We start from the raw sequence: 18728 nt of genomic DNA, 5'->3' as shown, positions 1-18728 counted from the left end.
CGGGAGATGGAATAACGGCAAGTCCACGATGTCACTCCGCCGGCAAACCATGCGTCACGCGGAATTGGCTGCGGTCCTGTGCACGCTTTTCCGGGCGATGACGCGTCAGCGCCAGAATGAAACCGGCGGTCACGCAGATCGCGGTCATTGACGAGCCGCCGTAGGAGATCAGCGGCAAGGTCATACCCTTGGCCGGCAGGAGCTGCAGGTTAACGCCGATATTGATGATCGACTGAATGCCGATCTGCAGCACCAGGCCGGCAACGGCGAAGCGGTTGAAGTCGTTCTTCTCCTTGTAGGCATGCGACAGGCCGCGCAGCACCAGGAAGCCGAAGATGCAGACCAGAACCATGCAGAAGATCACGCCGAATTCTTCGGCTGCCACCGAGAAGATGAAGTCGGTATGAGCATCAGGAATGATGCGCTTGACGATGCCCTCACCGGGACCGACGCCGAACCAGTTGCCGTGAACGATCGCCTCCTTAGCGGTATCGACCTGGAACGTGTCGCCCTCGCCCGTCATGAACTTGTTCACGCGTTGCGCCACGTGATCGAAGACGTAATAGGCCGCGACGAAGCCGCCGGCGCCAAGGCCGCCGAGCACGATGATCCACAGCCAGGGCATGCCCGCCATGAAGAACATGCCGCCCCAAACGGCTGTCGTCAGGATGGTCTGCCCAAGATCCGGCTGGGCCACGAGCAATGCGACGACGATGCCGAAGAGGATGATGGCGAAGAGATTGCCCGGAATTTCCGGCTGGCGCGCATGTTCGGAAAACAGCCAGGCGCAGACGACGACGAAAGCCGGCTTCATGAATTCGGATGGCTGGATCGACAGCGCCGCGATATTGACCCAGCGCCGCGAGCCCTTGACCTCGATACCGAAAAACAGGGCAAAAAGCATCATCGCCAGCGAAACAATCAGCAGGATGCCCGCCGTGCGCCTGACCTGTCGGGGCGTCATGAAGGAGATGCCGATCATCGCCGCGATCGCCGGGACGAGGAACAGGGCGTGACGCTTGACGAAGTGGAACGGCTCAAGCCCGATGCGCTCCGCCACCGCCGGCGACGCCGCAAAGGAAAGCATGAAGCCGATACCGATCAACAGGATGAAAAGGGCAAGAAATACACGGTCGATGGTCCAGAACCATTCGGCCAAGGCCCCACGTTCAACGCGGCTTACCATATCATTTGCCTCCAGCTGCTGAACCGATCAGCATGGTGATGCCCTCGATCGCAGCTACATGGCTGACGAAGGCGTCGCCCCTGACCTCGAAATTCTTATACTGATCGAAACTTGCGCAAGCCGGTGACAACATCACCGCCGCGGACGCATGCTCGTCCTTGTCCGCATCGGCTGCCGCATGCGCGACGGCTCGTTCCAGCGTACCGGAAATTTCGTAGGGCACCTGCTCGCCGAGCGTTGCGGCAAAAGCGGGTGCGGCCTCGCCGATCAGATAGGCCTTGGCGATACGCGGAAAAAGTGGCGCAAGGGTCGTAATCCCACCCTCTTTCGGCAAGCCTCCGGCGATCCAGTAGATATTCTCGTAGCTCGAAAGCGCAGGCGCTGCCGCATCCGCGTTGGTCGCCTTGGAATCGTTGACGAAGATCACCCGGCCCCGCTTTCCGACCGGCTGCATGCGATGCTTGAGACCGGGGAAGGATCTCAATCCGGCCCGAATTTCATCGGCTGAAACACCGACGGCGAGACAGGCGGCAATTGCCGCCGCTGCATTCTGTGCGTTGTGGCCGCCGCGCAAGGTCTGGATGCCGCCGAGATCGGCAATCTCGCTTGCCGCACCGCTCGATGCCTGCATGATATGGCCGCCTTCGGCATAGAGGCCATCCGCCAAGGCATGTCGGCGCGAAATCCGCATCACCTTGCCGCCCGCCCTTTCGATGCGATCGGCAACCAAGGAAGAATGACTGTCGTCGATGCCGACAACGGCAACATCGCTGCCCGCGACCAGCCGCTCCTTGATGTCGGCATAGTGCTGCATCGTGCCGTGCCGATCGAGATGATCAGGCGTCAGGTTCAGCAGAATGCCGGCGGAAGGATTGAGCGTCGGCGCCAGATCGATCTGATATGAAGAGCACTCGACCACATAGAAGCGTCCAGCCTTCGGCGGATCGAGCGTCAGCACGGCTGTCCCGATATTGCCGCCGAGCTGCGTGTCGCGCCCGCTCGATTGCAGGATATGGGCTATCAGCGCCGTCGTCGTCGATTTGCCGTTCGTGCCGGTAATGGCGATGAACGGGCAATCCGGCGCATGAGCCCGCCGTTCCCTAACGAAAAGTTCGACATCGCCGATGATCTCGACACCGGCGCCATGAGCGAGATCGACGGTCCAATGCGGTTTGGGATGCGTCAGCGGCACGCCGGGCGACAACACGAAGACCGACTGGCTGTTCCAGTCGATCGTCCTGAGATCGGCAACCGCTATTCCTTCTGCAGCCGCCTTGGCCACGCTGTCCGGATTGTCGTCCCAGGCCGTGACCTCGGCGCCACCGGCGACGAGCGCCCGCGCCGTGGCGAAACCCGAGCCGCCGAGGCCGAAGAGAGCGACCTTCTTTCCGTTCAGCGTGGTGACTGGGATCATCGTTGCCTCACCGCAGCTTCAGGGTGGACAAGCCGACCATCGCCAGGATGACCGCAACGATCCAGAAACGCACGACGACCTGGCTTTCGGTCCAGCCCTTCTTTTCGAAGTGGTGATGGATCGGCGCCATCAGGAAGACACGGCGCTTGGTCATCTTGAAAAAGCCGACCTGGATGATGACGGAAAGCGCTTCCAGCACGAAAAGACCACCGATGATCGCCATGACGATCTCGTGCTTGGTGGCGACGGCGACCGAGCCTATCATGCCGCCGAGCGCCAGCGAACCGGTATCGCCCATGAAGATAGCGGCCGGTGGCGCATTGAACCAGAGGAAGCCAAGGCCCGCCCCGATAACCGCGCCGAGGACCACGGCCAGTTCGCCCGTGCCGGGCACGAAATTGATCGCCAGATAATCGGCGAAGACGAAGTTGCCGGCCAGATAGGAAATGACGCCGAACGAGGCTGCGGCAATCATGACCGGCACGATGGCAAGCCCGTCGAGTCCGTCGGTCAGATTGACGGCGTTGCCGGCGGCAACGATGACGAATGCACCGAAGAACACGAAGAACATGCCGAGATTGAGCAGCAGGCTCTTGAAGAAGGGGAAGGCGACGGACGAGCCGAAGGTCGAGCCGGCCGGCCCGGAGGACAGCGCGGTCGTCATCATGAAGTAGACGGCGATAGCGGCGATGACGAACTCGATGCCGAGGCGCGCGCGGCCGGAAAAGCCCTTGTCGCTCTGCTTGGTCACCTTGAGATAGTCGTCATAGAAGCCGATCGCCCCGAAGCCGAGCGTTACGAGCAGGGTGGCGACGACATAGACATTGGCAAGATCCGCCCAAAGCAGCGATGAGACGACGATGCCGGCGAGAATCATCAGCCCCCCCATCGTCGGAGTGCCGGCTTTCTTGAAATGCGTCTGCGGACCGTCGGCGCGGATCGGCTGTCCCTTGCCCTGACGCACGCGCAATGAGGAGATGATTCGCGGCCCGAAGAGGAAGACGATGAACGCTGACGTAAACAGGGCGCCGCCGGTGCGGAACGTGATGTATCTGAACAGATTGAGGAATCTGAAATGAGTACTGAAAAAATGAATATGGTCCGACAGTTCGGCAAGCCAGATCAGCATAAGAGCCCTTTCTAAAGCCCCTGGTGGGCGTGATGGCCCATGTCGGAAAATGCGGGAAACTTGTCAAGCAAGCCCGCCACTATCTTTCCAAACCCCAATCCCAGCGACGATTTCACCATCAAGACGTCGCCAGGTGCGACTGCATTGAGCGCGAATTCCGAGAGCTCCTCCGTCGTCTCCCGATATTCGACATGAACACTTTCCGGCAGCTCATCCCTTAAAGCCGCCATCTCCGGACCCGCCAGCCAGACATGCTCGATACCGGCCGCCAGCAGCGGTCCGGTAAGGTTGGCATGCACGCGCTGGGCATAATCCCCCATTTCCAACATGTCGCCGAGCACGGCGATCCGCCGGCCCTGCCGTCCGCCCAGCCCTGCATGTGGCGAGGTCGTCGCCAGCAGCTCAATGGCCGCGCGCATGGATGCTGGATTGGCGTTGTAGCTTTCGTCGATCAACGTGAAGTAGCCATTGCCGATCGCGCGCTTGTGGCGCTGTCCCCGGCCCTTTTCCGGCCGCAGGTCCGCCAATGCATCGACAGCTCCGTCGAGATCGGCTTCCACGAGCATGACCGCGCCGAGCACCGCAAGCGCGTTTTCGGCGATATGGCGGCCCGGTGCGCCGAGCGCCACTTCCATGGTCTCGCCGCCGATCGTCAGCCAGAGCGTCGAATTTTCTTCCGAGGCGTTGAATTCGGCGAGCCGCACATCCGCCTTGGCATGCTGGCCGAAGCTGTGCACATGCTCGATACCGGCCTCCAGCGCCGCATGTTCCAGCATTTCGAACTGGTCGCTGTCATGATTGAGAATGGCGTGGCCACCCGGCACAACACCCTCGAAAATTTCCGCCTTCGCGGCAGCGATTTCGCTGATGCTGTTGAAATTGCCGAGATGAGCCGGAGCAACCGTTGTGATGATCGCCACGTGCGGCTGCACCATCTTGACCAGCGGGCGAATTTCCCCGGGATGGTTCATGCCGATTTCGAAAATACCGAAATCCGTATCTTCAGGCATGCGCGCCAGAGTAAGCGGGACACCCCAATGATTGTTGAACGAGGCGACCGAGGCATGCACCTTGCCCGAAGGTGTGAGCGCCCGCCGCAGCATTTCCTTGGTGGTCGTCTTGCCGACCGAACCCGTAACAGCGATGATCTTGGCCTGTGTGCGCTCCCGGGCGGCGACGCCGAGCCGCGCAAGTGCGGCCAGCACATCGTCCACCACGATCTTCGGTACGGTCAGCCTGCCCATTGCCGGCAGGCGCCCCTCGCTGATCACGATAAAAGCCGCACCATTCGCCATGGCCAGATTGGCATAATCATGGCCATCGACGCGATCGCCCTTGATCGCAAAAAAAGCCTCGCCGGGCTGAATGGAACGACTGTCTATGGAAATGCCCGTGATGCCTTCCGGCAGCGCTCCGAAAGAGCGACCCGAGATCGCGGCGACCATATCCTCAGTTGTCCATAACCAGCTCAAGACTTCAAATCCTCCAATGCTTTGCGCAATTCGGCATGATCGGAGAACGGCAGCGTGACACTGCCGATCGTCTGACCTTCCTCATGCCCCTTGCCGGCGACGATCAGCGTGTCGCCGGATGTCAGCATGCCGACCGCCGTGCGGATCGCTTCGGCGCGATCACCGATCTCGGTCGCACAGACAGCTGCCGCCATGATCTCCGCGCGGATCGTTGCCGGATCCTCGGATCGTGGATTGTCGTCGGTAACGACGACGACGTCGGCAAGACGGCAGGCAATCTCGCCCATGATCGGCCGCTTGCCGCGATCGCGATCGCCGCCGCAACCGAAGACGACAATGACGCGGCCCGTCGTGAACGGCCGCACCGAATTCAGAACATTTTCCAGCGCGTCCGGCTTGTGAGCGTAGTCGACATAGGCCAGCGCGCCGTCATGTGTGTGACCGACAAGCTCCAGGCGGCCGGATGCACCAACAAGCCTTTCCAATGCCGCCATGGCGACCGGCGCCGCTACGCCCGTCGAGATGGCAAGACCGGCCGCGACAAGCGCGTTGGCGATCTGGAAGTCCCCGGCCAACGGAATGTGAATTTCGAAGATATCGTCGCCGACATGTACCTCGGCGATCTGCTTGTGGCGGAAATGCTCGACGCGCTTCAACGTCAGGAAATCACCCTTGCGCCCGACGGTGCGCACATCCTGCCCGGCCTCGCGGGCGGCGGCGATGGCCTGAGCCGACCAGGCGTCATCGGCAAAGATCACAGCTGGAGAACCCTTCGGCAGCAGATCCCGGAACAGCCGCATCTTGGCGGCCATGTAGTCCTCGACCGTCGGATGATAATCCATGTGGTCACGGCCAAGATTGGTGAAAGCGGCGGCAGCGAGCCTCACGCCATCGAGCCGGAATTGATCGAGGCCATGGCTGGAGGCTTCCATGGCTGCATGGGTCACCCCTTCCCCGGCAAGCTCGGCCAGCAGCTTGTGCAGCGATACCGGATCAGGAGTCGTCAGGGCACCATATTCGTTGCGGGTCGGCGATACAACGCCGGTCGTGCCGATCATGGCGGCCGGATGACCGGCATAGGCCCAGATCTGGCGCGTAAAGGAAGCAACGGAGGTCTTGCCGGCAGTACCCGTTACCGCCACCATCGTTTCCGGCTGCCGTCCGTAGAAGCGCGAAGCCGAGACCGCAAGAAACCGGCGCGGCTCGGAAACCGAGAGCACGGGCACACTGCCGGCATCGGTCTCATGGCCTGCAACCACAACCGATGCCCCGCGCGAAACGGCATCGGCGATAAAACTCGCCCCATCGGCTTTGGTACCGGCCACGGCGACAAATGCCATGCCGGGCAACACCTTCCGGCTGTCGGCGGAAATGCCGATTATCTCAAGATCGCCAAGCGTCCCGCCAATCTGTGTGTTGAGTTCCGGAAATACATTTCCGGCAATATCCCGCAAGTTCATCGAATGTACTTTTCGCCTTCTCGATCAGTCCGCCCCTCGCGAATCGACGTGTGTATTCTTTCACGCTTAATAAGACACCAGCAAGGCCGAGTTGCCGTTTCCAAAACTTGGCTGAATGCCGAGGATCGGTGCGGCCCGGGCGATGATGTCGCGCGCGATCGGCGCGGCAGTATAGGCCGAGATCGTCCCGCCATGCTCACCGGTCTTCGGCTCGTCGCAGAAGGTCATGATGATATATTGCGGATTATCGATCGGGAACGCGGCCATGAAGGTGTTGAAATTCAGCGTATTGGAATACCGACCGTTGACCACCTTGTCGGCCGTACCGGTCTTGCTGCCGACATCGTAGCCCGGCACGCGAGCAGCGCGACCGGATCCCTTCGAGCCGTTGAAATCGAGGAGGAAGCGTACGTTGTCGCTCGTGCTTTTCTTGACGACGAGCTTGGCGATCTCATCCGCCTGGTCGAGGGTGCGAGGCAAGAAAGTCGGCTCGATCAGCTTTCCGCCGTTGACAAGCGCCGCACCGGCAACGGCCGTCTGCAGCGGCGTCGTCGAAACACCGTGGCCGAAGGAGATCGTGATCGAATTGATCTTCTTCCAGACGCGCGGCTGCGTCGGCATCTTCACCTCAGGCAATTCGGTCTGCATCTTGCTAAGCAGGCCGATACGAGTGAGGAATTCCTTATGCGCATCGATACCGACAAGGTCGGCAATCTTCGCCGTGCCGATATTGGACGAATATTGGAAGATTTCCGGAACGGTCAGCACGCGATGCTGACCATGGAAATCCTTAATGGTGAAGCCGCCGATACGGATCGGGTTGGTGGCATCGAAGGCATCGCGCAGCGTGACCTTGCCGGAATCGAATGCCATCGCCATGGTGAAGGTCTTGAAGGTCGACCCCATTTCGAACGTGCCGTTCGTCATGCGATTGAGCCAGCCTTCGGAAGCACCTTCGTTCGGGTAGTTCGGATCGAAATCGGGCGCGGATGCCATGGCAACGACTTCGCCCGTGTGAACATTGATCACCGCCGCGCCAGCACCCTTCGCCTGGAAATTCTTGACGGCGTTGACGACGGCATCATGGACGATGTCCTGGACGCGCAGATCGATCGACAACTTCACCGGCTGCAGCGGCTGGTCGTTGGTCATGCCCGCGGCAGCGAGATCGGCGAGCCCCTGGTCGTCGATATATTTCTCCATGCCGGCAACGCCGCGATTGTCGATATTGACGTAGCCGAGAATGTGAGCCGCGGTGGAGCCACCGGGATAAAAGCGGCGCTTCTCCGGACGGAAGCCGATACCGGGAATGCCGAGCGCCAGGATCTGGCTTTGTTGTTTCGGCGTCAGTTGCCGGCGCAGCCAGGCGAAGTGCGAGCTCTTTACCGAAAGCTTCTTATAGGTGGATTTGGCATCGAGATCCGGCAGGACCTTGCGCAACTCCTCGACGGCTTCATCCGGATCGATGATCTTGTTCGGCTCGGCAAACAGCGAGACGGTGCGGATGTCCGTTGCCAGAAGAGCACCGTTGCGATCGACGATGTCGGGCCGCGACGCCATAAGGCGATCCGGCGGCAAAATGCTTGACGTCGTATCCGGCGGCGTCATGGCGAACTGCGCAAGACGAGCACCGATCACGCAATAGACCGCGATGAAGCTTGCTACCAGCAGAACGACGCGGCTCCTGGCCTGAGTAGCCTTGCGCTTGCGAGCGCCTTCAAAAGTCGAGCGCGAAAAGCCGTCGCTCGGTCGATTGTTGCCGTCGGTGGAGAAGTGCGCCTTGCTCTTCAGGACCATGATACGAGAAAGAAAAGACATTATTCCTCCACCGATCCCGTTGCGATGTTGTCGACATTCGGCTTCTTGCGCTTCACCAAGGCGGGCGCCTTCGGCCGCGGCGCGGGAGCGGCAGCCACATCAGCAATGGCCTTTCTGATCTGCGCGTCGGTCGTATCGCCGTTCTTGGCGGCAGCAGATACATTGCCCTTCACGGGTTTGCCGCTCTTCGGATCGTTGGATGCGGTCACCGTCGGCGGCGGAAGCTGCGAGCGCAGCATCGGCAATTCGCTCGGCTGAACGATCGCGGTCGAAAGGGTCGGCTGCAGCTGTAGCTCGCTACTGTAGTTGTTGACGAGCTTTTCAAGACGGTTCGGCTGCGAGACCAGCGCCCAGTCCGCTTTCAGAAGCTCGATCGTATCCCTCTCCAGCTTGATTTCGGATTCGAGACGTCGAACCTCCTCCAGTTTCAGCTCGGCGCGATGCTTGATCGTATAGGTCACGCTGGCCATGGCCGTCATGACGCCGATCAGCACGATGTCAAAAGTTTTCAGCATCTCAACCCCCGAGCTTTCCGAGACTGGCGAGATTGGGCAGATCGAAAATCGAAAGATCTGCGGCCTCCGCCGGAGCCAAAGTGCGAACCCCCGCGCGCAATTTGGCTGAGCGAGCGCGCGGATTGGCTTCCGCCTCGGCATCGCTCGCAGAAATCATCGACTTGCCGACCGGCTCGAAGGTGGCGGGCCGCTCGCTCACGATCGGCATGTGACGCGACCCGGCCGCACGGCCCGAGCGATCGGCAAAGAACTTCTTGACGATCCGGTCTTCCAGCGAATGGAAAGTCACGACGACAAGGCGCCCGCCCGGCTTGAGGGCGCGCTCGGCGGCAAACAATGCCTGAGCCAGCTCGCCGAGTTCGTCATTGACGAAAATGCGCAAGGCCTGAAATACCCGCGTCGCAGGATGAATTTTGTCCTTCGCCTTCCGCGGCGTCACGATCTCGATCAACCCGGCCAGATCGCGGGTGGTCACGAAAGGAGCTTCCGCACGCCGTTTCTCGATCGCATGCGCGATGCGCGGCGCCTGCTTTTCCTCGCCTAGGAACACAAAGATGCGAATGAGATCGGCCAGCTTGGCGCGATTGACGACATCGGCGGCCGATACGCCGCTGGCCGACATGCGCATGTCGAGCGGGCCGTTCTTGTTAAAGGAAAAGCCTCGCTCGGCCTCATCGAGCTGCATGGAGGAAACGCCGATATCGAGAACGACGCCATCGAGGCCGCGTGCCGGCACATGATCGGCCAGCTGGGAAAATTGCGACTGAATGAGATTGAGATGACCGGCATGAGCAGAAACGAGCGCCTGCCCTGCCGCAATCGCCGTCGGATCGCGATCAAGCGCGATCACATCGGCGCCGGCGGCAAGAATGGCCGACGTATAGCCGCCCGCGCCGAACGTTCCATCAAGGATGATCCGGCCGGGCGCGGGAGCCAGCGCCTCGAGCACCTCGGAAAGAAGAACCGGAATGTGGCGAACTGGTCCGCCACCGGCATCAGAAGAACCTCCGCCTGAATTCGCCGCCATTCCGTTTCCCCATTCTATTCCGAGCGCCTGCCCGCCAGCCTGCGCTCCTCTCGTGCCTGCGCCTGCAAAGCCAGGAAGGCCTCCGGTCGCCACAATTGAAAATGATCCGCCCGTCCGACGAAGGTCACTTCGCCCGAAATTCCGGTGAAATCGCGGATGAAATCCGTGACCATCAACCGCCCTTCCGCGTCGAGCTTCATAAAGACCCCGCCCCCATGAATGAGGAGCGACATCTGATTTGCCGCCGGCGAAAACGGATCCTCCGCCGCAATCTGCCGCTCGAAGCGATCGAGCAGATCGAGACCGCCGACACTGATCGCCGGGAACACAAAATCCTGGAAGCAGTACAGCTCCTGAATATTGCGCTCGGCCAGCACGGAACGAAATACCGCCGGCACGGAAACCCGCCCCTTGGTATCGATCCGGTTGGTCGCATTTGACAGGAAGCGGTTCATGACGCGAAACACCCGTCCCCCATGACCCGCAAGCAGCTACACACTGGCAGGCACAGCCAAAATCGGACACAGCTTCGCAAGCCGAAAGAGCCAACGCCCCTTCGACACTTCCAGAACGGAAGCAATCACGGCCTTGCGATGATTGGGCACTGATTTGCCCGTATGCAGTGTTCTTTTGGGATACCATGGGACCATATGGGCGTCAATGGGATGAAGCCACGTCCGGCATGGCATCAGCTCGAATATTCATAAGCCGTTAAGTTTAACGAAAGGTTAGGATTGGCTTCAGCCGACGTGTCGAAACGGATTGTTTTCATAGGCGAAAAGCCTCATTCGCCAAGGCCTCAGCCCCCGGAAATACGGGGCATCCCGCTCCCCTTGAAATTATTTGCGGAAAGCGGGAAACACGCCTTTCGGACAAGCGTGATGATTTGCCAGTTGGCCTGTAAGCCGGGTTCTGTATGGCTCCGGCCGAGACCGGAACGTGGCAGCCATTCATCTGGGACGGCGCTTGCGCGACGCCTCATGCAACCCACCCGGATGACCGGCCCGGAAACGGGCTGGAGCGCTTGCGCGCCCCGCGTCATCCCTATTCGGTTTTGCTCCCGGTGGGGTTTTCCGTGCCGTCGCTGTTGCCAGAGACGCGGTGGGCTCTTACCCCACCCTTTCACCCTTACCCGGCGCGAAGCCGGGCGGTTTGCTTTCTGTGGCACTTTCCCTGAGGTTGCCCTCGCCGGACGTTATCCGGCACCGTGTTTCCGTGGAGCCCGGACTTTCCTCACCCCATCGCCTTTCGGCATTGATGAAGCGCGGCTGCCCGGCCAACTGGCACTGGCTCATTAACCGAGACCGCCCGCAATTGCCACCGAAATATGCGGCTACATGAAGAGCGGATGTCAGTTGCGGAAATGCGCTGAGAAATCCGTGCCGTAGCCCTCGTCCTTGATTCGGCCTGCGAGCAGCAGCTCAGCTCCCAGGCGGCCGATTTCATCGGAACTCTTGGCAGCCGTGCCGCAGCCGCCCGTCAGAACAGCAACGCGCGGCGACGACGTATAACCGATCATCGGATAACCCGTCGGCGAATAGGAAACGGCACAGGAATTGGTGAAAGCCGGAGGGCGCTTCACCCCGGGGACGAGCTCGTGGAAAATCCGCACTAGGTGTTCGCGGGCTTTGTCGCGCCCAGCCGTGCGAAACCAGGCGCGCAATTCCGTCTCGGTCTCGAATTGAAGATCATCGGGATCGCCGCCGATCTTGATATAGTGCCTGCCGTCGGGATAGCGGATCGGCGGCAGCATATAGATGCTGTCCACGTCATCGGGCGTCACGGATATCAGCGAGGGCATGCCGGAAAGAGCCTCTGCTTCCGCTTCGCTGACCTCGAAGAAAGTGACGGTGCGGCCATAAACCTTCATCTCAACAGGTCGCGGCAAGAGATTCTCCGCAATGGAGAAACCGCCGGCGGCCAGCAGGATTTTTTCCGCGCTGAAGGTCTCTCCCTCTGCGGTCGTGACGACCGCCAGACCACCCTCTTCGCGGATCGACAGCGCCGTCTGCTTGATGACCCGGGCGCCGGCTTTTTCCGCCAGCAGCGACTGTGCCTTCACCAGCCGGCGCGGACTGATGTGACCTGCGCCACGCGGTTCAAAGACGCCTTCGCTTCCCGATACGAATGAGAAGAAGGGGAACTTCTTCCTAAGCTCCGCGTCGGCGAGGATTTCCGTTTGAACGCCGAGCCGCTCCGCTGCGTCGACGACATCTCCGACATAGCCGTTGCCGCCGCCGCGCTTGGGACCAACGACCAGGCAGCCGACGGGCGCATAGAACTGGATGCCGCTATCCCGTTCGATTTCCGCATAGCGGCTGATCGAACGGTTCGCGAGGCGGGCCCAATCGGCATCGGGATCGATCGTCCGAGTAATGCGGCCTTCGTCGTAATGGCTGCCGAAGACACCCCGATGGCTGGCGCGATCTTCGGGTTCATCCGGCCCGATGACGGCAACGCCGTCGGTTTGCCTGGCCAGGTGACGGGCAGCGGCCGCCCCCATCATGCCCCGGCCGACGACGATGAATTTGAAATCCGCTGCCATGCTATGATCCTCGCAAACAATAGCGGTTCGATAGCATGAAAAGCGATTCCGCCCTACCCGTAATCCCTGGCTCCGTGGATGTCAGTCCAGAAGCGCCAGTACCTTGCCGCAATAACGCTTCGAGATCGGATTCATGCGCGTGGCGCCGTGGCCGGCATTGTATTTGAGAATGGTGTTGCAGGTCGGACCGCCGCCGAGATCCTGCGCCATGGCAAGATATTTCATGCCGAACTTGATGTTCGTCTCGGGATCGTAGAGCCCCTTGGCCCCTCCGGCATATCCCATAAGCCGCGCAGTTGCCGGCTTGATCTGCATGAGGCCGATCTCGCCTGCACTGCCCCTGGTTTTCGGATTGAAATTGCTTTCGATCCGAATGACGGCGGTCGCCAGTTCGACAGCAACGCCGTTCTGCTTGGCATATTTGGCAATCAGGGCGGAGTAACGATTTTGTCGTGCGAAGGAGGTGTCAGCGTCACGCAATTCGGCGGGAACGTTTGGCATCGGAAAGCCGGTGGTGCGGCTGACGATCTTGAGTGGAACTGTTTTCTGCTTTGCGTCACGCTGGCCCGCAAAGGCGCAATCATATCCCGCCAGCAGCACGCCCACGCATGCTGCAGCCGCAACAATCAAATTTTTCATGTAGTCTTTTGTCTCCAGGGGCGGGACCGCGGACGGCACAAGCCGTCACGTCCGGCTGGAGGCAAAAAGAGCCGCCGGAATGTACAGTCCCCATTAGTCGTCTACGGCCGCGCGACACACAAACCCAGACGGCGCGACCGCCGTTCAGCGAGCGTCGTTAGACCAATGCAATGCGGAGATAATAGGGAAAAGATGTGGCGTAGCAGGGGGTTACGCATTTTCTCATCAATAGCCGGCTATAAACATAAGCAGCGACGGCCGCGAGGCTACGAATAGCGGGGCAGCGCGGACAGGAGGCGATGAAGCGTATCGATCGTGGAAAAATCGGCAATGCCATCTACGCGCTCCTGGCGGAAATGGCGCTGAAAGGCTTCGACGTCCCCCTTCAGCTTCTCCGAGAATTCCCCCGTTATTTCAGTGCTGTAGCCATAAAGCGAAAGCATGGACTGCAGCGCCTCGATCGGTTGGCCGACATCGCCCTTCTGGAAGAACCTGCCGCCGGTGATCGGCGTCGGTTCCACCCAGTGTCCCACCCCTGCCTTAGCCAGCTCCGCCCAAGGAAATTTCTCGCCCGGATCCACCTTCCGCACGGGCGCCACATCGGAGTGTCCGAGCACGCGTTCAGGCGCGATTGCCCAGCGTTGGCCGCAATCGCGACACAGTTCGACGACCGCTTCGACCTGCGCATCGGGGAAATCCGGCAGCCCGCCCGGATGGCCGGCATTGGCGATCTCTATGCCGATCGACCGCGAATTGATATCGATATCACCATGCCAGGAGCTCTTGCCCGCATGCCAGGCACGACGCTCTTCCGGAACGAGCTGCACGATACGGCCGTCCTCGAAAACGAAATAATGGCTCGACACCTGGCTCTCCGGGCGACAGAGCCAATCGAGAGCACCCTCGGCGGTACCCATGCCGGTATAGTGCAGAAGAATGATGTCAGGCCGACGCCCATCCCGCCGCTCGCCATGGTTCGGCGAAGGCTGCACATGGGCGCGAGTGAAATCGGCCTTAAATGCACTCATGCGGCGCGGCGTTCTTTCTCGATCTCGGCATAAGCCGCATTCAGGGCTGCCATGCGCTCATTGGCGATGGCATGAAACTCTTCCGGAACCCCACGCGACACGAGACGATCCGGATGGTTCTCATAGACGAGGCCATGATAGCGGCGGCGGATCGTCGGAAAATCGTCCTGCCGCGATACGCCGAGCACCTTGTAGGGGTCACGGCCGCCGACACTCACATGGCGGGCCATGATCTGCTCGAACCGCTCTTCGCTCATATGGAAGATTTCGGCGACATGCTGAAGGAATGCCGTTTCCTTCTCATGGATCAAGCCGTCGGCCTTGGCGATATGGAACAGGCCGTCCAGCACGTCTTCCAGCACCGGGCAGTTCTTCGTGCAGGTCTCGCAAAGCGAAGACAGTCGCTCCGCATAGGCCTCGTAGCCGGCCACGTCCTGACGCGCCAGATTATAAAGGCGTGCGACATTCTTGGCCTGGTCGGGAGGAAATTCGAAGATCTCGCGAAACGCATTGATCTCGTTTTCCGTCACCACGCCGTCGGCCTTCGCCATCTTGGCGGAAAGCGCGATAATGGCGACGGAAAAGGCCACTTTGCGCCGGGTTTCCGGGTCGCCTTCGAAGACGGTGCGAATAGCCTCGACCACCGCGGACAGGGCATTGCCGGCAGTGCTACCGATAGCATTCAGCAATTTTTCCCAAAACGACATGGTGGTTCCAGCAGCCTCTAAACAGTAGAACACCTTGATCAAATTATGGTTGCCATTGCAAGCAGTCCATTCGTCGCAAGGCGGAAAACTCTTTTCACAATTTGGTAATGATTGCGTACTTCGCACCTCATCCAATTGTGCACGATCTGCCGTCCAACGGCCAAACAAACCGCGGATTTCTTAAATTCTTTACTTTACACCCATGCCCGCCTGTCGCATCCATTCCCACCGCAACCTTTGAAATGAAGCAGCTTGACTGCAAGGAGGATCTCCATGGCCAAACAGAAAGTCGCAATGCTCACCGCCGGCGGATTGGCGCCCTGCCTTTCTTCCGCGGTTGGCGGGCTGATCCAGCGCTACAGCGACGTGGCACCCGATCTCGACATCATCGCCTATCGGTCCGGCTACCAGGGCGTCCTGCTGGGAGACAGCGTCGCAGTGACCCCGACCATGCGTGAACAGGCCTATTTGTTGCATCGCTATGGCGGCTCGCCGATCGGCAACAGCCGCGTCAAGCTCACCAACATCGCCGATTGCGTCAAGCGCGGCCTGGTCAAGGAAGGCGAAAACCCGTTGCGCGTCGCGGCCGAGCGACTGGCTTCCGACGGTATCACCATCCTTCATACGATCGGCGGCGACGACACGAATACCACCGCGGCCGATCTCGCCGCCTATCTCGGCGCCAACGGCTACGATCTGACCGTCGTCGGCCTGCCGAAGACTGTTGATAACGATGTCGTGCCGATCCGCCAGTCTCTTGGCGCCTGGACGGCAGCCGAGGTCGGCGCGCATTTCTTCGACAATGTCAGCAACGAACAGACTGCCGCGCCGCGTACGCTGGTTATTCATGAAGTGATGGGCCGCCACTGTGGCTGGCTGACGGCCGCAACGGCGCGCGCCTATATCCAGAAGACCAGCGCCAACGAATATGTCGAAGGCTTCATGATGAATGCCGAATTGAAGCGCATCGACGGTCTTTATCTGCCGGAAATGGTATTCGACATCGAGGCGGAAGGCGAACGCCTGCGCGCCATCATGGAAAAGACCGGCCAGGTGACGTTGTTCGTGTCGGAGGGCGCCGGTCTCGACGCCATCGTCGCCGAACGCGAAGCCGCCGGCGATGCCGTCAAGCGTGATGCCTTCGGCCATGTGAAGATCGATACGATCAATGTCGGCGGCTGGTTCCAGAAGCAGTTCGCCGCGATTATCGGTGCCGAACGTTCCATGGTGCAGAAGTCGGGTTATTTCGCGCGCTCCGCGCCCGCAAATGGCGAAGATCTCCGCCTGATCCAGGGCATGGTCGATCTCGCGGTGGAAAGCGCGCTCAACAAGGTATCGGGCGTCACTGGCCATGACGAAGGTCAGGGCGGCAAGCTGCGTGCCATCGAATTCCCCCGCATCAAGGGCGGCAAGGCATTCGACATCACGCAGCCATGGTTCGCCAACGTGATGGACCATATCGGGCAGAAATACACACAAGCCTGATTGATCGGCGATCAATCGGACTGATCTGGGACCAAGCGGACTGATCTGTGATCAAGCGGCCTGATCTTCGATCAAGCGGATTGACGGATCGCAAATCCGGTGTCTTTGCTGACGGCGGAAGAGGAATAGAGGAGGATTCCATGTCCATCGAAACCTGGCTCGCTTTCGCCGCCGCGTCCTGCATCATGCTGGCCATACCGGGTCCCACCATTCTCCTTGTCATATCCTATGCGCTGGGCCACGGCCGCAAGACGGCCTTGGCAACCGTGACGGGCGTCACTTTGGGCGATTTTACGGCGATGACCGCCTCCCTGGCTGGCCTCGGCGCCCTTCTCGCCACTTCGGCGGCATTGTTCACGATTCTTAAGCTGATCGGCGCCGCCTACCTCGTTTTCCTCGGAATCAAGCTGTGGAGAGCGCCGATCGTGACGGGTCCGCTGGGCGACAATGACAACCTCCCCGAGGAAAAACCGTTAAAAATCATGTTGCACGCATATGTTGTAACGGCGCTCAACCCAAAGAGCATCGTGTTCTTCATCGCCTTCGTGCCGCAGTTTCTCGACTTATCGAAGCCATTTCTTGAGCAAACGCTTATTTTGGAGGCGACATTTCTCACTTTGGCGGCATTGAACTCGCTCATCTACGTGTTCGTTGCCGACATGGCCCGCGGCTTCATCCGCAAGGCAAGCGTGCAACGTGCCGTCAACAGAACGGGCGGCACCCTGTTGATTGCCGCCGGTGCGGTGACCGCCGGATACCGCCGGATGGCCGCCTGAGGCGTTGCAGGGTTGCGGGCCGATCACGGATAGGTTAATGGGGATTCATAATTTTATCGATCCCGTGACCGAATTTGGCGGTCCTGTGGCCGAATTACATCGAAATTACGTTTGGCTTTTCGAAAGTGACAGAATGGTAGCGATCGGATTTCCCAGCCTGAAGCGCAGCGTTGCCTTGTCGGCGATGATGTGCGGCGCGCTCGCCGGGTGCGCAAGCACTCAGCAGCAGACGTCTCAGGCAGAACTCCCGTCGGCACACATCAACGTGCCGCATCCGAATACAACCCTGACCGCAACCGGCACTCCCTCGTCGACGGGCGGCACGGTAATCGCCGCAGCGGCGCCGACATTTATCGGGCCGCAGCAACCGCAACAGACGGCACTGGCAAAATCCGGCCGTATTGCCCCGGGCACGGTAAACACCGTTGCCGGCACCGTGAACCAGCAGCAGGTCGATGCAGCGCAAGCGCGTTTCGGCACCCCGGCGGCAAACGCGCCCAACCAGGGAACGGTCGCAATTGCCGCGGCAACCGGTGCGCCTGCCGCCAATACCACGACAGCCGCGGCCTATGCCGCATCCGACGTGCCGCTTGTGCCTTCCGTGGTCGCGATCCCGATGCCTAATCCGGCACGCCCCGGCGACGCCGCCCTGACGCCGGTCTCGGCCTCCGCCGCGCAAGGCGGGCCGACCATCCCGATGACCTCGGATGTTGCCGCTATTCAGGTTGCCGTGCCGACGCCGCGTCCCGGATCTCAAGCGCAGGCCGAAGTCGCTTTCGCGACACCGGCACAGATCGGCCAGCCACGCTATGCGGACAACCGCATGCATTATGACTTCAATTTCGACACCAGCGGCCCGACCGTCGTTCCCGCAGTGATGACCACGACCCCGAATTACGATTCAGACGTGCCGGCCGAGGAAAAAAGCTACGTCTCCAAGCTCATCCAGAAATACGCCAAGCTCTACGAAATTCCGGAATCGCTGATCCATCGCGTCGTCCATCGCGAGAGCCGCTATAATCCGAAAGCTTACAACCGGGCGGGATATTTCGGCCTGATGCAGATCAAGTATAACACGGCGAAATCCATGGGCTACGAAGGCCCGGCGTCCGGCCTGCTCGATGCCGAGACGAACATCAAATACGCCGCAAAATATCTGCGTGGCGCCTGGATGACGGCAGACAGCAAGGCCGCAAACAAGGAAAGCAATGCTGTCCAGCTTTATGCCCGGGGCTACTATTACGATGCCAAGCGCAAGGGCCTGACGGATGTCGCCAACGGCAATTACTGATTTTACCGAGACATTTTGAAAGCCGGCTTGGAACGGTTCGACATTTCACGAAATTGCCGAACCGTTCCATGGCTTTTATGCAATTTCGGGCAAAACCGCTGTCCACTTTCACAGTACACGACTCAAACTTTACTCGGACTTCTCAGGGGTCTTCTGGGGGCATTTTGCGTCCATGCAGAGAAGGCTTTTTCCGGATTGTGGATGATCCACTCCCTGAGAGCGTCGAGACCGATGCG

At 60.2% G+C, this 18728-nt stretch carries 16 protein-coding genes and 1 other RNA gene; 3 read left to right on the top strand and 14 right to left on the bottom strand.

Features of this window, described 5'->3' with window-relative positions:
* Positions 1-31: 31 nt before the first annotated feature.
* From ftsW to HGP16_RS30055, 14 genes are all read right to left on the bottom strand, one after another.
* Positions 32-1186, bottom strand: coding sequence for a putative lipid II flippase FtsW (ftsW, locus tag HGP16_RS30120; protein WP_168843617.1), 1155 nt, complete (start codon positions 1184-1186; stop codon positions 32-34).
* Between the two features lies 1 nt (position 1187).
* The gene (gene murD / locus HGP16_RS30115) at positions 1188-2600 is read right to left on the bottom strand and encodes a UDP-N-acetylmuramoyl-L-alanine--D-glutamate ligase (protein ID WP_168843616.1); all 1413 of its coding nucleotides are present in this window, start codon (positions 2598-2600) and stop codon (positions 1188-1190) included.
* Between the two features lie 7 nt (positions 2601-2607).
* Complete coding sequence (gene mraY, locus HGP16_RS30110) at positions 2608-3729, bottom strand: phospho-N-acetylmuramoyl-pentapeptide-transferase (RefSeq protein ID WP_168843615.1); 1122 nt, start codon at positions 3727-3729, stop codon at positions 2608-2610.
* A gap of 11 nt (positions 3730-3740) precedes the next feature.
* Positions 3741-5201: a UDP-N-acetylmuramoylalanyl-D-glutamyl-2,6-diaminopimelate--D-alanyl-D-alanine ligase gene (locus HGP16_RS30105; protein ID WP_168843614.1), complete on the bottom strand. Its 1461-nt coding sequence runs from the start codon at positions 5199-5201 to the stop codon at positions 3741-3743.
* On the bottom strand, positions 5198-6661 hold the full coding sequence (locus HGP16_RS30100; RefSeq protein ID WP_168843613.1) for a UDP-N-acetylmuramoyl-L-alanyl-D-glutamate--2,6-diaminopimelate ligase: 1464 nt from the start codon (positions 6659-6661) through the stop codon (positions 5198-5200). The genes HGP16_RS30105 and HGP16_RS30100 overlap by 4 nt, the downstream gene beginning before the upstream one ends.
* A gap of 66 nt (positions 6662-6727) precedes the next feature.
* Positions 6728-8479 carry a penicillin-binding protein 2 gene (locus HGP16_RS30095; protein WP_168843612.1) on the bottom strand — a complete coding sequence of 584 codons (1752 nt, stop codon included), beginning with the start codon at positions 8477-8479 and terminating at the stop codon, positions 6728-6730.
* Entirely contained in the window at positions 8479-8994 is a 516-nt protein-coding gene (locus HGP16_RS30090; RefSeq protein WP_168843611.1) for a hypothetical protein, read from the bottom strand. Before HGP16_RS30090 ends, HGP16_RS30095 begins: the two co-directional genes overlap by 1 nt.
* A 1-nt stretch (position 8995) precedes the next feature.
* On the bottom strand, positions 8996-10021 hold the full coding sequence (rsmH, locus tag HGP16_RS30085) for a 16S rRNA (cytosine(1402)-N(4))-methyltransferase RsmH (protein ID WP_168843610.1): 1026 nt from the start codon (positions 10019-10021) through the stop codon (positions 8996-8998).
* A 14-nt stretch (positions 10022-10035) separates the two neighbouring features.
* A complete protein-coding gene (gene mraZ, locus HGP16_RS30080; RefSeq protein ID WP_168843609.1) occupies positions 10036-10476 on the bottom strand; it encodes a division/cell wall cluster transcriptional repressor MraZ in 441 nt (146 codons plus the stop codon).
* A gap of 430 nt (positions 10477-10906) precedes the next feature.
* Positions 10907-11305, bottom strand: an RNA gene (rnpB, locus tag HGP16_RS30075) — RNase P RNA component class A.
* Between the two features lie 67 nt (positions 11306-11372).
* Positions 11373-12566, bottom strand: coding sequence for an NAD(P)/FAD-dependent oxidoreductase (locus HGP16_RS30070; RefSeq protein WP_168843608.1), 1194 nt, complete (start codon positions 12564-12566; stop codon positions 11373-11375).
* Positions 12567-12647: 81 nt separating this feature from the next.
* The gene (locus HGP16_RS30065; protein WP_168843607.1) at positions 12648-13205 is read right to left on the bottom strand and encodes a lytic transglycosylase domain-containing protein; all 558 of its coding nucleotides are present in this window, start codon (positions 13203-13205) and stop codon (positions 12648-12650) included.
* A gap of 266 nt (positions 13206-13471) precedes the next feature.
* Positions 13472-14233: an N-acetylmuramoyl-L-alanine amidase gene (locus HGP16_RS30060; RefSeq protein WP_168843606.1), complete on the bottom strand. Its 762-nt coding sequence runs from the start codon at positions 14231-14233 to the stop codon at positions 13472-13474.
* Positions 14230-14940, bottom strand: coding sequence for a DnaJ family molecular chaperone (locus HGP16_RS30055; RefSeq protein ID WP_168843605.1), 711 nt, complete (start codon positions 14938-14940; stop codon positions 14230-14232). Before HGP16_RS30055 ends, HGP16_RS30060 begins: the two co-directional genes overlap by 4 nt.
* Positions 14941-15213: 273 nt before the next feature.
* On the opposite strand from HGP16_RS30055, the gene HGP16_RS30050 reads away from it, so the two are divergent.
* From HGP16_RS30050 to HGP16_RS30040, 3 genes are all read left to right on the top strand, one after another.
* Positions 15214-16425, top strand: a complete 1212-nt coding sequence (locus HGP16_RS30050) for a pyrophosphate--fructose-6-phosphate 1-phosphotransferase (protein WP_168843604.1) — start codon at positions 15214-15216, stop codon at positions 16423-16425.
* Positions 16426-16565: 140 nt separating this feature from the next.
* Positions 16566-17201 (top strand): LysE family translocator, encoded by a 636-nt coding sequence (locus tag HGP16_RS30045; RefSeq protein ID WP_168843603.1) that lies wholly within the window; start codon positions 16566-16568, stop codon positions 17199-17201.
* Between the two features lie 133 nt (positions 17202-17334).
* Complete coding sequence (locus HGP16_RS30040; RefSeq protein ID WP_168843602.1) at positions 17335-18492, top strand: lytic transglycosylase domain-containing protein; 1158 nt, start codon at positions 17335-17337, stop codon at positions 18490-18492.
* Positions 18493-18728: the final 236 nt, after the last annotated feature.

Source organism: Rhizobium sp. P40RR-XXII (assembly GCF_012641405.1).
Lineage (GTDB): Bacteria > Pseudomonadota > Alphaproteobacteria > Rhizobiales > Rhizobiaceae > Rhizobium.
This window is presented reverse-complemented; position numbering and strand designations above follow the sequence as displayed.

Excerpts from the sequence above, each read along its gene's own strand:
- ftsW (WP_168843617.1), bottom strand. The coding sequence starts at position 1,186 with ATGGTAAGCCGCGTTGAACGTGGGGCCTTGGCCGAATGGTTCTGGACC.
- murD (WP_168843616.1), bottom strand. The coding sequence starts at position 2,600 with ATGATCCCAGTCACCACGCTGAACGGAAAGAAGGTCGCTCTCTTCGGC.
- mraY (WP_168843615.1), bottom strand. The coding sequence starts at position 3,729 with ATGCTGATCTGGCTTGCCGAACTGTCGGACCATATTCATTTTTTCAGT.
- HGP16_RS30100 (WP_168843613.1), bottom strand. The coding sequence starts at position 6,661 with ATGAACTTGCGGGATATTGCCGGAAATGTATTTCCGGAACTCAACACA.
- HGP16_RS30095 (WP_168843612.1), bottom strand. The coding sequence starts at position 8,479 with ATGTCTTTTCTTTCTCGTATCATGGTCCTGAAGAGCAAGGCGCACTTC.
- HGP16_RS30090 (WP_168843611.1), bottom strand. The coding sequence starts at position 8,994 with ATGCTGAAAACTTTTGACATCGTGCTGATCGGCGTCATGACGGCCATG.
- rsmH (WP_168843610.1), bottom strand. The coding sequence starts at position 10,021 with ATGGCGGCGAATTCAGGCGGAGGTTCTTCTGATGCCGGTGGCGGACCA.
- mraZ (WP_168843609.1), bottom strand. The coding sequence starts at position 10,476 with ATGAACCGCTTCCTGTCAAATGCGACCAACCGGATCGATACCAAGGGG.
- HGP16_RS30070 (WP_168843608.1), bottom strand. The coding sequence starts at position 12,566 with ATGGCAGCGGATTTCAAATTCATCGTCGTCGGCCGGGGCATGATGGGG.
- HGP16_RS30065 (WP_168843607.1), bottom strand. The coding sequence starts at position 13,205 with ATGAAAAATTTGATTGTTGCGGCTGCAGCATGCGTGGGCGTGCTGCTG.
- HGP16_RS30060 (WP_168843606.1), bottom strand. The coding sequence starts at position 14,233 with ATGAGTGCATTTAAGGCCGATTTCACTCGCGCCCATGTGCAGCCTTCG.
- HGP16_RS30055 (WP_168843605.1), bottom strand. The coding sequence starts at position 14,940 with ATGTCGTTTTGGGAAAAATTGCTGAATGCTATCGGTAGCACTGCCGGC.
- HGP16_RS30050 (WP_168843604.1), top strand. The coding sequence starts at position 15,214 with ATGGCCAAACAGAAAGTCGCAATGCTCACCGCCGGCGGATTGGCGCCC.
- HGP16_RS30045 (WP_168843603.1), top strand. The coding sequence starts at position 16,566 with ATGTCCATCGAAACCTGGCTCGCTTTCGCCGCCGCGTCCTGCATCATG.
- HGP16_RS30040 (WP_168843602.1), top strand. The coding sequence starts at position 17,335 with ATGGTAGCGATCGGATTTCCCAGCCTGAAGCGCAGCGTTGCCTTGTCG.